At 50.0% G+C, this 13,525-nt stretch carries 9 protein-coding genes; 8 read left to right on the forward strand and 1 reads right to left on the reverse strand.

Annotated features, from left to right (window positions below):
• Positions 1 to 437: 437 nt before the first annotated feature.
• The 4 genes from X919_RS0107650 (at position 438) to X919_RS0107665 (ending at position 5,108) form a co-directional block, all read left to right on the forward strand.
• Positions 438 to 2,525 carry a TonB-dependent receptor gene (locus X919_RS0107650; protein ID WP_051502463.1) on the forward strand — a complete coding sequence of 696 codons (2,088 nt, stop codon included), beginning with the start codon at positions 438 to 440 and terminating at the stop codon, positions 2,523 to 2,525.
• A 359-nt stretch (positions 2,526 to 2,884) separates the two neighbouring features.
• Entirely contained in the window at positions 2,885 to 3,868 is a 984-nt protein-coding gene (gene ribD / locus X919_RS0107655) for a bifunctional diaminohydroxyphosphoribosylaminopyrimidine deaminase/5-amino-6-(5-phosphoribosylamino)uracil reductase RibD (RefSeq protein ID WP_028899608.1), read from the forward strand.
• Positions 3,835 to 4,602, forward strand: coding sequence for a YaaA family protein (locus X919_RS0107660; RefSeq protein ID WP_028899609.1), 768 nt, complete (start codon positions 3,835 to 3,837; stop codon positions 4,600 to 4,602). Before ribD ends, X919_RS0107660 begins: the two co-directional genes overlap by 34 nt.
• A 59-nt stretch (positions 4,603 to 4,661) precedes the next feature.
• Positions 4,662 to 5,108, forward strand: coding sequence for a peroxiredoxin (locus X919_RS0107665; protein WP_025069801.1), 447 nt, complete (start codon positions 4,662 to 4,664; stop codon positions 5,106 to 5,108).
• Between the two features lie 30 nt (positions 5,109 to 5,138).
• On the opposite strand, the gene X919_RS0107670 is transcribed toward X919_RS0107665, so the two are convergent.
• Entirely contained in the window at positions 5,139 to 6,032 is an 894-nt protein-coding gene (locus X919_RS0107670) for a hypothetical protein (protein ID WP_028899610.1), read from the reverse strand.
• A gap of 113 nt (positions 6,033 to 6,145) precedes the next feature.
• On the opposite strand from X919_RS0107670, the gene pncB reads away from it, so the two are divergent.
• The 4 genes from pncB to X919_RS0107690 all read left to right on the forward strand — a co-directional run bounded on the left by pncB (position 6,146) and on the right by X919_RS0107690 (position 13,014).
• Complete coding sequence (gene pncB / locus X919_RS0107675) at positions 6,146 to 7,360, forward strand: nicotinate phosphoribosyltransferase (RefSeq protein ID WP_028899611.1); 1,215 nt, start codon at positions 6,146 to 6,148, stop codon at positions 7,358 to 7,360.
• Positions 7,357 to 7,611, forward strand: coding sequence for a hypothetical protein (locus X919_RS0107680; protein WP_028899612.1), 255 nt, complete (start codon positions 7,357 to 7,359; stop codon positions 7,609 to 7,611). Before pncB ends, X919_RS0107680 begins: the two co-directional genes overlap by 4 nt.
• Before the next feature lie 321 nt (positions 7,612 to 7,932).
• The gene (locus tag X919_RS0107685; protein WP_028899613.1) at positions 7,933 to 11,223 is read left to right on the forward strand and encodes a SusC/RagA family TonB-linked outer membrane protein; all 3,291 of its coding nucleotides are present in this window, start codon (positions 7,933 to 7,935) and stop codon (positions 11,221 to 11,223) included.
• Between the two features lie 21 nt (positions 11,224 to 11,244).
• Positions 11,245 to 13,014 carry a RagB/SusD family nutrient uptake outer membrane protein gene (locus tag X919_RS0107690; protein WP_028899614.1) on the forward strand — a complete coding sequence of 590 codons (1,770 nt, stop codon included), beginning with the start codon at positions 11,245 to 11,247 and terminating at the stop codon, positions 13,012 to 13,014.
• Positions 13,015 to 13,525 lie beyond the last annotated feature (511 nt).

Raw genomic sequence — 13,525 nt, forward strand, 5'->3', positions numbered from 1 at the left:
TCTATCGTTTTATGCCGTCCCGAGGTCGGGAACGCTTATTTTTATCATTTTCATCGCTTCCCGGGGTCGGGAACATCCATTTTCAAAAAAAATTGTTGTTCCCAAGGTTGGGAACGCTTGTTTTTAAGAAAAATCGTTGTTCCTGGGGGCGGGAACCATCATTTTTATCCAATTCAGCTGTTCCCAAGGTCGGGAAAGCCTATTTTTGGGTTTCGTTGTTGCTTCATTGTTTGGGTTTTGGAAGCCTTGCAAAGATAAGGCTTTTTCGCAGATTTAAGCTATCGGAGCTCATAAATTCATGCTTTTTACCTAATATTAGGTATTGCAAGGCCCATTTTCTCGCGGTAATTTTGCAGCCGATAACAGTATTGATTAAAAAAATTGTATTGAATATGAAACTCATTTTTTCAAAATCATTAGCATGCTTTGCACTGCTCATGCCGCTGCAGATGCAGGCACAACGCCATTTGCAAGACTCCACTTTCCAGCTTCACGATGTGGTGATTAGCACCACGCGCATGCCCGAAGCGAAACAAAATGCCGCTGCTTCGGTGACCATCATCGACCATCAACAGCTCGAAGCCGTAAGCAAAGTGGCGCCCGACATGTCGACACTTTTGGGGCTGCTTGCGCCGGGAATGGCACTCTCGAGCAACACAACCAGCTCGCGTTCGCAAACATTGCGCGGCCGAAGCGCACTGGTTCTCATCGATGGTATTCCGCAATCCACCCCACTGCGCTCCACCGACCGCGACATCCGCACCATCGATGTGGCCGCCATCGACCATATTGAAATCGTAAAAGGGTCGACGGCACTCTATGGAAACGGCGCCATTGGTGGCCTCATCAACATCATCACGAAGAAGAATTCGAGTGCAAAAACACTGGCAGGACAAACCGCTATCGCCGGTTCAACCTACAACTTTTTCAGCCAAAGTAAGGGGCAAGGCTATCGGCTTAACCAGCAACTTTATGGCAAACTGTGCAACATGGACTATTTGGTGAGCGGAACTTTTGGCCGCACCGGCAGCAGCATTGACGGCGACGGACAGTTCATTTCGCCGCGCTATGGCCTTGGAGATACCTACACCAGCAATGCCTTAGTGACGCTCGGCTATCAGCTTTCGCCTAAGAATCGCATAGAACTGATGTACAATTTCTATCGCAGTTTGCAAGACACGCCGCTCATTCCCAAAGGCGGAAAATACCTCAAAAACCCTGCCATCGGCGTCATTGGCAACCGCGATCCGCAGGCTGTTGACGAGGGAACGCGCTACAATCACAACGGCTATTTGAAATTTACTTCAAAGCAAATTTTCGCACATACCGATTTAGAAGCATCCGTTTTTGGGTCGAGTCTCTACACCATCTTCGATTTCCGACGCGCCAATCCCGCCCAACCGCGCTGGGAAGAAACCAGCGGACAGTCGGCCATCAAAGACCGCAAGTTGGGGCTTCGCGCGCAGTTCAACACGCATTTGGTGTTCTCCGAGCAGGCGTTCACCCACATTCTCTATGGCTACGATTACTTGTTTAACAAAACAGCCCAGCCGCTTGTCGACGGACGTTATTGGGTGCCTTGGCTCACAAGCAACACACATGCGCCCTTCATCCAAACCAAAACAACGCTTTTTCAGTGGCTCAACGTGAAAATAGGTGCACGCTATGACGCCATCAACGTGCATGTGCCCGACTATCAAGTGCTGCGCAATCGCCTCTCCGACCCTTTGGTTAGCGTGAAAGGCGGGCATCTCAACTACAACAGTCTCTCGTTCAACGCGGGGTTGTCGTTCAACAAATACCGCGCATTTCAGCCCTTCGTGGCCTATTCGCAAGGCTTCTCTATCTTTGATTTAGGCCGCACCCTGCGCGCCGCCAAGGCCGATGTGCTGGCACATATCGCCACCGAACCGGTTAAAACCAACAACTATGAACTGGGCGTTTATTCGGTTCCGTGCAGTTGGTTGCAGCTCAATGCCTCGTTCTTCTACACCTATGCCAAGCTCGGCAGCGACCTGAAAATCGACCATGGCTTTTGGGTTGTCAACCGAAGTCCGCAGAAAGTGTATGGCATGGAGTTGGATGCCGATGCGCAAATTCTGCCCAATCTCAAAGCCGGAGCCAACTTTTCGTGGTTCGAAGGAAAGCTCAAATCCAACGGAACCAGCTGGGATCACTACATGTCCAACGTGTCTATCCCGGCCGCAAAGCTCAGCATGTATGCGCAATATCAGCCCATCAAGCACACCTATTTGCAATTACAATATCTGCACACCGGCAAACGCCACCGCTTTTCCCCCGATGCTTCGGGCAACTATGCAGAGGGCGAGGGCATTGTTAATCGCATCAATCTGCTCAATCTCACGGCGGGTGTTGACGTGAAGCAATGGAACTTCGCGTTAGGTGTTTCCAATCTTTTGAACTACACCTACTACACTCCCTCCTCAATGCTCATGGCACGCAACGCCGAATATGCACATGCCGACGGGCGCAACATCACGCTTACGGCCACCTTTAAATATTAAGCAGGTACCTTTGCTCCGCAAGTCTCAAAACAAATAACGATAGATGCTTGCGGAGCTTCCATAAATAGCAAAACAAACATTTTAGCGCTTGCGGAGCTTCCGCAAATGGCAAAACAAACTTTTTAATGCTTGCGGAGCTTCCGCAAATAGCAAAACAAATATTTTAGTGCTTGCGGAGCTTCCGCAAATGACAAAACAAACTTTTTGGTGCTTGCGGAGCTTCCGCAAATGACAAAACAAACTTTTTAGTGCTTGCGGAGCTTCCGCAAGCACTAAAACTTTGCATGGGAAGGTGGCGCGGGCGAACTTCTCTTGCAAATCAATCGGCAATTCAATAATTCTTTGTAAATTCGCGGTCGATGGAAGATGAAATTTACATGCGGCGCTGTTTACAGTTAGCCCAAAACGGAAAACAGTTGGCAAAGCCCAACCCTATGGTGGGTGCGGTGATTGTTTCTCACGGCAGAATCATTGGCGAAGGCTATCATGTGCGGTGCGGTGAAGGCCATGCCGAGGTCAATGCCTTTGCACATGTGCGCCCCGAGGATGAGCCTTTGCTCGGCGATGCCACCCTCTATGTGTCGTTAGAGCCCTGTTCACACCATGGCAAAACGCCGCCTTGTGCCGACCTCATCGTGCGCAAAGGTGTGAGGCGATGCGTCATTGGCTGCGTCGATCCGTTTGCAAAAGTCCACGGACGAGGCATCCAACGGCTGCGCGAGGCGGGCATTGCGGTGACCGTGGGCGTGTTAGAAGCCGAATGTCGCGCGCTCAATCGCCGCTTCATCACCAGCAACACCGAGCATCGCCCCTACCTCATTTTGAAATGGGCGCAAACGCAAAATGGCATCATCAGCGACGCTTCGGGGCAGCCTTTGTCGCTCTCCACGCCCGTAACGCGGCGGCTGGTGCATCAACTGCGCGCCGAATGTGATGCCATTCTCGTGGGGCACACCACCTTTTCAACCGACCATCCGCAACTCAACACACGCTATTGGAGCGGCGCTTCGCCCCAACGCATCGTGCTGTCACGCACATTAGCGGCACAAAACGCGAGGCTTTCGGGATGGCGTGTGGCCGGCAACATCGACGAGTTGCTGACCCAACTCCATGCCGAGCACTGCCAATCGCTGCTCGTTGAAGGCGGAACGGGCACACTCAACAGTTTTCTTGCGCGCGGCTTGTGGGACGAAGTGCGCATCGAAACGGCACCCATCCTGATCAAAGGGGGCACGCCCGCGCCCGCAATGCCCACCGATTTTTGCAGCGAACAGCACCAAATCATCGACGGAAACACCATCACCACGCTATGCAAATCATTCTCGCTTCAGCCAAAATCATGAACGCTACGGCCGATGTCGCTGTGCCCTTTGCCACGCAACCCGCGTTTGAAACCGAGGCCAACGAGCTGGCTTTGTCACTCACTTCATGGTCGGTGGCCGAGCTAATGCAGGCATTTCAATGCAGCGAAAGCCTGGCGCACGACAACCAACAGCGTTTTCAAAGTTTCTTCAACGCAGCCGAAAAGCTGCCCGCCATCTTGGCTTATCATGGCGAAGCCTATAAACATTTGCGCGCCGAAACGTTCACTTCGGCACAGTTTCAGCAGGCCCAACGCCACCTTTTCATCATCTCTCTTCTCTATGGTTTGCTGCGCCCTTTAGACCTCATCCATCCTTATCGCATGGAAGGTAACGTGCGTTTGCCCGCCACACAAGGGCAGACTCTCTTTGCCTTTTGGCGCGAACGGCTCACCGATGTGCTCATTCATGCCGTGCAAGCCGACGATGGTGTGCTGGTGCATTTGGCCACAGCCGAATACGAACACCTGTTCGATTGGCGACGCGTGCAGCGTGAAGTGCGCGTGGTGCAACCGCTGTTCTATGTTGAAAAGGGCGATAAAATGCGCGTCATGGCTTTGTATGCCAAGCGTTGTCGTGGAGCAATGACGCGTCAAATCCTGCAAAAGGTTTGGCAACAGCCCGCCGATTTGCCGCAATTCGCCTACGAAGGTTTTGCGTTTGCACCCCATTATGGCGACGAAAACCATCCCCATTTTATTTGGAAACAAGGATAATCCCCCTACGGGATTACACCTTATATATATGATAACCCATTAAATGAAAGGAACAAAAAATGGAAATTGGACAAAAACTACCCGAGGTTCTTGGCACCGACCAAGACGGAAAAGAATGGCATCTCAGCGATTTCGCCGGTAAAAAACTCGTGCTCTACATCTATCCGCGCGACGCAACGCCGGGCTGTACGAGCGAGGCTTGCAACCTCAGAGACAACTATGAGCGCTTTCTTGCGCAAGGTTATGCCGTCATAGGTTGCAGCACTCAGGATGCGAAGTCGCACAAAAAGTTTATCGAAAAGCATCAGTTGCCGTTCCCGTTGATTGCCGATACTGACCTGAAGTTGGTGCAGGCGCTCGGCGTTTATGGCGAGAAGAAGATGGCGGGCCGCACGTATATGGGCGTTTTCCGAACCACCTTCATCACCGATGAAGCGGGCGTCGTGACGCAAATCTTTGGTCCTAAGCAAATCAAAGTGAAGGCACATGCCGAGCAGATTTTATAGTCTGCTCACGCAACCCACGGCGCGCAACGGCTATTTCCATGGCACGATGCGCGCAATCTTGGGTTCCTCGTCCTCCTTAAAGGGGGTAAACTCATAGCGAAGGGCAACGGTGTCGGCTGCATTTTTCGAGAAAGCGCAGGTCATTTTCGTCCATGGGTCTTCATCGTTATCTTCGAAGTTCTGCGTTTTGCGCACCCGTTCGACATCTTGCAACGGCCGTCCAAACAGCACTTCCTCGTCGCCTCGCGCACCTTTCCTGCGCATTTCATCAATCACTTCCTTCGTGAAATAGGACGAAAGCAAAGGCGAAAGTTCGGCGAAAGTTGCTTTATAATAGATTTTCTCGTGGAAATAGATGGCAAACATCTCGCTCAACCGCGTCAGCACATAACCGATATCGGCACGGTCGTCACCCTCAACATTATAGAGTTTGGGCTTTCCCTGTGCCGGAACACAATAGACGAAGTTGAAAAAGCCACAAGCTTCAGGCACATCGTCCGTAAAGTTAAAATAAACCGCTGAGGGCGAAACATGGAGCAATTCAAACGTTGACAGCACATAGTCGCGCGGCTTTCCAGAGAGCATGCGGCTCGAAATCTCTTTGTTTTTCAGCACCACCCGACCGCGATAACGCAGCGTGAGAAACACCGAATTATTCAATTCATAGTCGTTGGGCACATATTCAATCTTGTAACGATTGGGCTTCTTGATGCCATAGATTTGCCAATCGCCCACCACTGTGTCGATTACTTCGGCCGAACTGATAATCATGCGCGACGTATCGTCTTCTTCTTTGGTGTTGTTTTCCACTTCTGTTGCGCCCTTCCGCGCATCACAAACACGGTTGTTACGGTGGGTTTGACACGAAACAAGCCCGAAAACAACCATCAACATCACCCATCCTAAAACCATTCTCTGCTTCATATCACTGCTGTTTTGCTTACAAAATTACAGAAGAATTTGCAGGTTTGCAAGTGTTTCTCGCTGATTTCCCATGCGAAAGCTGTATATTTGCAGGCAAAAAAACAACGATAACAATGCAGCAAATCATTACTCATTTCACCGACGACGACCTCTATAAGTTCACCATGTGTTGTGCCGTCATCGACAACTACCCGCGTGCGCAGGTGCAATACCAGTTTGTCGACCGCAGCAACCGGGTTTATCCAGCTGGTTTTGCCGATGCCTTGCGCCAGCAAATCAAAGCGTTAGAACAGGTGGTCATCACCGATGAAGAGGTGGATTTCATGAAAAGGCAATGCCCCTACATGCCCCATTGGTTCTTTCAATATCTCAAAGGCTTTCGCTTTTCGAGCGACTGGACGAAGGTTTGGCAAACCGATGAAGGCCATTTGCACGTGGAATTTGAAGGCTCTTGGAGCGACACCATCCTGTTAGAAGTAAGGGTGTTGGCCATCATCTCTGAGCTATACTATTGCATGACGGGGCAAATCGAGCAATTAGACTACGAGGTTTTATACTCCAAGACGCGCCTGAAGGCCGACCGTTTGCTCGCAGCAGGTTGTGTGTTTTCAGACTTTGGCACGCGCCGTCGCGCATCGTTTACCGCCGAAGACACGGTGGTTCGCGCCCTCAAAGACAGCGCTTCGAGCCGCGAATGGGCGGGGCGTTTGGCCGGAACGAGCAACATCTACATTGCCATGCAGCACGATTTGAAGCCCGTGGGCACCATGGCTCATGAGTTTATCTGCGCCATCGGCGGCATGTTTGGTCCGCAAATGGCCAATCACATCGCTATGAACGCGTGGCGCAACACCTTTCGTGGCGCCTTAGGCACCTATCTCTACGACTCGTTTGGCTGGGACATTTTCGCCCTAAACTTCTCTGAAGACTTTGCCAACCTGTTCAAAGGGTTGCGCATTGACTCGGGCGATAACCGCGAACAGCTACAGAAAATTGTTGAAAAATATCGGTCATTGGGCATCGATTCGCGCACGAAGCAGGTGTTGTTCTCCAACGCTTTAGACACCGATCGCGCCATTGAAATTCAGCAATATGCGCAGGCCGTGTGCCAACCCTCGTTTGGTATCGGCACCCATTTCACCAATGATTTCGCAGGAATTGAGCCTCTGAACATCGTTATTAAGTTGGTTGCGGCGAAGATTACCGAGAGTTGGCCCTACTATAACGACACGTGTAAGCTGTCGGAAGACCTCGGAAAACACACGGGGAAGCCCGAAGTGATTGCCCGTTTTATGCAGGCCTTGCACATGAAGGGGCATGAAGCGTGAGCCTACCGCAACCACAAAACAACAGAAAGCAAGATGGATATCCTGCCGAGAACGCCCTGCAAAAGGGTTTCTCGGCAGGATTTTTTCAAAACATAAAAGCCACTCGCCCACGGAAAGCGCGCACCCAAGACACCATGCCCCTTACCCTCGGCCACGCAAGTCCTTGCTATCCCCACATCATCGCTATCCTTCGATGTTGCCCCTACTATCACATTGTGGAGCGATTTGCACCCTTCAATGTAACAAAATAGGCTTCTTTACCCAACAATCTCTACCATTTTGTGAGGTAATCTCTACCACTTTAGGAGGCAATTTATTACATTTTCTCTGTTTTAAAGATTATTAACCACCAGAAATTATATTTTCTTCATTCTTTTTTTCTAAATTTGTCACGACTTTTGTTGCGGGAGAAACTACAACCTTTTACCGTAACCTTAGTGCAAAACAAACTGCTTTCCGTGTCGAGGGCATAGTCTACAGACCCACAAACAAGTTTAACCAGGGTTCATACTATCGCAGAAATCACACTTTCGCAGTCCATACGTGCAATCGTTAACAAACCAAGCATACCTATGATTAAATTTTATTCGCTTGCAGCCGTGCTGGCTTTAGCTGTAAATGGGCCAGCGTTTGCCGCAGGATTACCTCCTGCCAAGGCTAACTTAAACAGTAGTTTGCGTCTTGATGCGCAACAACAACAAACCCTTTCGGGAACCGTAACCGACACCAATGGTGAGCCTATTATCGGCGCCAGTGTTGTGGTGAAGGGAACAAGTATGGGGACAGTGACCGACTTAGATGGGCATTTTAAGCTCAATGTGAAGCCAGGTGCCACGCTCGTCATCTCGTATATTGGCTATAAAAAGGTCGAAGTAGCGGCCCAAGCCAATATGAAGGTGAATTTAGCAGAAAACAATCGCGAGCTCAACGAAGTGGTTGTGGTGGGTTATGGCACCCAAAAGAAGGTGAACCTCACGGGAGCTGTGGCCAATGTTGATGTCGACAAGGCCATCGCCAGCCGTCCGATTACCGACGTGGGCAAGGCACTTCAAGGAATCACACCGGGCTTAACCATCAACAACCGCATTGGTGGTGTAGGCACAGAAAGCACCATTCGCCTGCGTGGTAGTGTGGGATCGCTCAGTGCCACGAGTGGTACTCAACCACTGATTTTGGTCGATAACGTGGAAGTGCCGAGTCTAAACCTCGTCAATCCCGACGACATCGAGACCATCTCTGTGCTGAAAGATGCCTCTTCGGCCTCTATCTATGGTACAAGAGCCGCATGGGGCGTGATTCTTATCACCACCAAACAAGGGGCTAATAACGACCGCGTGCGCGTGTCTTATTCGAACAACTTTGCATGGAACACACCCACAAAGATGCCCGAACTGGCTACAGCTACGGACAATGCCGACTTCATTTGGCAGATTATGCAACGCCAAGGACTCACGCAAAAGAGTAATATCGGCTACATGATTGACCAGTATGCTATTGAGAAAATCAAAGAGTGGGAGCACAATTATGGCGGCATGTCACAGGCCGATTTGGGCGATATGCAGGCAGGAAGAGACTTTGAAGTGCGCAACGGAAAGACCTATTTCTACCGCTCTTTCGACCCCATTAAAGAGTTTACACGCAAGTGGACGCCGCAACAAAACCACAATCTTTCAGTGACAGGCGGCAACCGCACCACCACATATAACATTAGTTTGAGCTATCTTTCGCAAAAAGGCGTGATGAAGTTCAACACCGATAAGTATGACCGCTACACGCTTCACTCCAACATTACCACCAACGTTACCAAATGGTGGCGCGTGAGAAGCAACATCTTGTTTACGCGTTCTGTCAACGATCAGCCCTATCGTTTCACGTCAGGGCAATATGATGCGTGGTTCTATTTGCTGCGTTGGCCGCGCTGGTACCCCTATGCTGACTACGAAGGCAAGCCTTTCCGCTCGGCAGTTACCGACATTAAGGCCGGCAATCGCGAGAGCCTCACGTCGACTTATCTGCGTGCCAACCTCGGAACAGAGCTTAATCCGCTGAAAAATATGACCGTCAATTTCGACTATACCTTCGGCTATGTCAACGATGCTACGAAGCGAAACGGCGGCAGAGTGACGGCCTACGACATGTTTGCCACATCGCCTTTCAGCAACTATAAGGACTTGTATGGCAGCACACACGACCGCGTTATTCAGCAAAGCAGCTACACCTTGCAAAACATTTTCAAGGCCTATGCCACCTATAAGTTTGCACTTCACGAGAAGCACGACTTCAAATTCATGGCCGGTTTCGATGCCGAAACACGCGAAGCATTGGGACATTATTCCGAAAGACGTGGGCTGATTAGCCTAAACATGCCCGAGATTGCCTTGACAACGGGCGACCAATACTCCTCCAGCACGTGGGGTTCGTTCCACAATGACTTTGCTGCTGCGGGCTTCTTTGGGCGCATCAACTACGATTTCCTGCAACGCTATCTCTTTGAATTTAACGCCCGTTATGACGGTTCTTCGCGTTTCCCACAAGGCAAGAAATGGGCGTTCTTCCCATCTTTCTCGGCTGGTTGGCGCGCATCCGAAGAGAAATTCATGGATTGGGCACGCCCCGCTTTGAGCAATTTAAAGCTGCGTGCCTCTTGGGGAACTATCGGAAACCAAGATGTTGCAGCCAACTCTTTCATCTCAACCATGGCAGCTAATCCCTCAGGATGGGTCATTGGCGGCAAAGAACTTACCTCTTTGGGCACGCCATCGGTTATCTCTCCGACCCTCACTTGGGAGCGTGTAACAACGTTTGACGTGGGTCTTGATGCTGGATTGTTGAATAATGAGCTCACATTCACTTTCGATTGGTATCGCCGTATCACATCGAACATGCACACAGCCGGTGAAGCTTTACCTGCAACTTTTGGTGCCAAGGTGCCCAAAGTGAACTATGGTGAGCTCACAGGAACAGGCTTTGAGCTTGGCGTGAATTATCAACATCGCTTCAACAACGGCTTAGGTGTATCTGCAAGTGCTTCGATTTCACACGTTGTAGAGAAGATTACCAAATACAATAAGCAAGATCGTAACATCTATGGCAACTATGAAGGTAAGCGATTGGGCGAGATTTGGGGCTATGAAACCGACCGTCTTTTCCAAGCAGATGACTTCACTCCAGCTGGAACTTTGAAGACAGGCATCGCCAGTCAGGCACTTTATGAGAACGGAACCTTTAAGTTTGGCCCCGGAGATGTGAAGTATAAGGATTTAGATGGCGATGGAAAAATCACCTATGGTCGCAATACTGTTGAAGATCATGGCGACTTAAAAGTCATCGGAAACGCCTTACCTAACTTCGAATACAGCTTCAACTTGGGCTGCTCTTACAAGGGATTCGATTTCAACACCTTCTTCCAAGGAGTGGGAAAACGCGACCTTTGGGTAGGTGGTGCCGTGGCTATTCCCAGTGGAGGATCAGGCTTTATGGATGCAGCCTACGCACATCAAATGGACTATTGGACACCATCCAACACCAATGCCTTCTATCCTCGTCCCGCAGACATGTCATGGGTGGACAATGGACGTAACTTCTTAACGCAAACCCGCTATCTCTGTAATATGGCTTATCTGCGCTGTAAGAACCTCACGGTGGGCTATACGCTGCCCGATTTCGTGATGAAGAAGATTGCTTTGCAAAGCATTCGCGTATATTTCAGCGCCGAAAACCTGTTTGAATTCGACCACACGAAGGTTCCTATTGACCCCGAAAGCACGCAATATAAAGCTGGATATGGTGACAGTCGGTGGTCGTTTGGACGCAGTTATCCCTACATGCGCACGCTTTCTTTTGGCGTTCAAGCCGTGTTCTAACCCTTAAAATGAAACAACGTTATGAAAACAGCATTTTATTTTGCAATAGCTTCAGCCCTAACACTTACGGCTTGTAATGATTTTCTCACACGCGATCCGTTAGATGAGATTGCCGATAAGCCCGAGTTTTGGGACGTAGAGTCAAATATTCGTACTGCCGTTTACGACGAATACACCACCTATTTCCCTGGTTATCGCAATCATTGGAATCGCGCAGACTGGTTCTCACAGACCAATATTGCCGACTGGACCGACGACAATGCACAGCAAAAAGCAACATTCTTCACAAAGGTTGCGCCTGCAGCTACAGGCTCATCAAGTTGGAACTTCAGCGATGTGCGCGTCATCAACGTGCTCATCAATCGCATCAACAGTGCCAATCTGAGCAGCGAAGCCAAGGAACATTGGACGGGAGTAGCGCGGTTCTTGCGCGCCATGGAGTATGCCAAGTTGGTGAGTCGCTTTGGCGATGTGCCCTACTATGACGAAGCTTTGAGTAACACCGACTATGAAAAGCTCTATCGCCCGCGCGAAAATCGTGTAACGGTGATGAACAAAGTGTTGGACGATCTCAACTATGCCATCCAGCACATCCGCACTTCAGACGGTGAAAAGGGGCTCAACATCACGCGCGATGTGGCGTTGGCCTATGCCTCACGCATCATGCTTTTCGAGGGCACTTGGCAGAAATATCGCGAGAACAACACCACCAATGCGAAACATTTCTTGCAGGCAGCCAAAGACTTTGCCACCACTTTGATGAGTGAAAACCATTACTCATTGTGCGCAAACTACAAGGATCTCACCACGTCTGAAGACTTAGCCGGCAACCCCGAAGTGATACTTTACCGTTCGTATGTAGAGGGAGTTGTGATGCATAGCCTCATGACTTTCCAAAATACAGAAGCCGAAATCGACAGTCCTTCGAAGTCATTGGTCGAGAGTTACCTCACCAAGAACGGGCTACCCATTCATCAAGTGGGCAACACCCAGTATCAAGGCGACCATACTTTCGCTGCCGAAGTGACCGACCGCGATCCGCGTTTGGCTGCAACCATCCGAACTTCGGGCCTCTCTTTAACCGGTATCGACGACGTTTGGGCCATCTCTGGCTACTTTGGCAATCGTTTTGTCAACCCCAACCTCATCGACAAGCCCGGTGGAAGCAGTTACACCTGCATCACCGACGCACCTGTGATGAAGCTCAATGAAGTGCTGATGAACTACATAGAAGCGGCTGCCGAACTGGCCGATATGGGCGCTTACACCCTCACCCAGGCCGATTTCGACAAGACCATCAACGTGATTCGCGACCGACCCAGCACGCAAATGCCCCATCTTATCTTGGCAGGTAGCAACCTACAAGTGAATGGTGTAACCATCAACGACCCCGAACGCGATGCCGATGTGACGCCCATCATTTGGGAAATACGCCGCGAACGCCGCACAGAGTTGGCTTATGAAGGTATCCGTTTCGACGACCTTCGCCGCTGGAGCAAACTCTATTATGCCGACATGGTGCGCAACCCCAAGGCCAATCGCGGTGCTTACCTCGATAAAACGGCCTTCGTAGCACAATACAACGCTACGCATAGCACGCCGATAACCGTAGCTACTTTGGCAGGTGTTAAGCTCGATGGCGGTGGAAATGCAGGCTATATCCAACCCATCTCCAATGCAAGTTTGATGCGCACAATGGCCGAAAAGGATTACCTTTACCCCATTCCGCAAGACCAAATCACGCTTTATAAGAGCCGTGGATATGAACTTCCACAAAATCCTGGCTGGTAAAAGAGACTTGTTGTGGCACGGCGCAGTGGGATAACACTGCGCAGCCACACTTGTTTACCCTGTGAAAAGGGTTTCATTTTTTTTCCTCCAAAGCGACGTTCCTTGTTGCTTTGGAGGTTTTCGTTTGCACGCCTCTTCCGCTTTCCATCGCTTACAACGCAGCCATCACGCAGCCAGCCTCAACAAAAAAATATGATTTTGCTGTATGATTTGCATGCTTTTATCGTGCAATCTACACGCTTTTGCGTGGTAACTAATCAACGAAAATGAAGAGAAATCGAAGTTGATGTAAACTAACTGATAATGAGTGAGAAATGGAACGATTTGCATAGAAGTACCTTTTTCTAAAAGGGCAGGGATATGCAGATTTAGGCAAAAGTTCAGTTACCAAAGCATTACCTGATTTTGGGATAGGTAACGATGGAGTAATGTCCGGTAACCGAATTATTTTCGCTTGTGTGGCTGTTGCTGTGGTCGGCAGTTTTCTGCATAAGTGAGGAACGCTTTAATT

Source organism: Prevotella sp. HJM029, assembly GCF_000599605.1.
Taxonomy (GTDB): domain Bacteria; phylum Bacteroidota; class Bacteroidia; order Bacteroidales; family Bacteroidaceae; genus Prevotella.

Bases quoted from the DNA above. Each gene is read 5' to 3' on its own strand.
- X919_RS0107650 (WP_051502463.1), top strand. From the start codon at position 438: ATGCCGCTGCAGATGCAGGCACAACGCCATTTGCAAGACTCCACTTTC.
- ribD (WP_028899608.1), top strand. From the start codon at position 2,885: ATGGAAGATGAAATTTACATGCGGCGCTGTTTACAGTTAGCCCAAAAC.
- X919_RS0107660 (WP_028899609.1), top strand. From the start codon at position 3,835: ATGCAAATCATTCTCGCTTCAGCCAAAATCATGAACGCTACGGCCGAT.
- X919_RS0107665 (WP_025069801.1), top strand. From the start codon at position 4,662: ATGGAAATTGGACAAAAACTACCCGAGGTTCTTGGCACCGACCAAGAC.
- X919_RS0107670 (WP_028899610.1), bottom strand. From the start codon at position 6,032: ATGAAGCAGAGAATGGTTTTAGGATGGGTGATGTTGATGGTTGTTTTC.
- pncB (WP_028899611.1), top strand. From the start codon at position 6,146: ATGCAGCAAATCATTACTCATTTCACCGACGACGACCTCTATAAGTTC.
- X919_RS0107685 (WP_028899613.1), top strand. From the start codon at position 7,933: ATGATTAAATTTTATTCGCTTGCAGCCGTGCTGGCTTTAGCTGTAAAT.
- X919_RS0107690 (WP_028899614.1), top strand. From the start codon at position 11,245: ATGAAAACAGCATTTTATTTTGCAATAGCTTCAGCCCTAACACTTACG.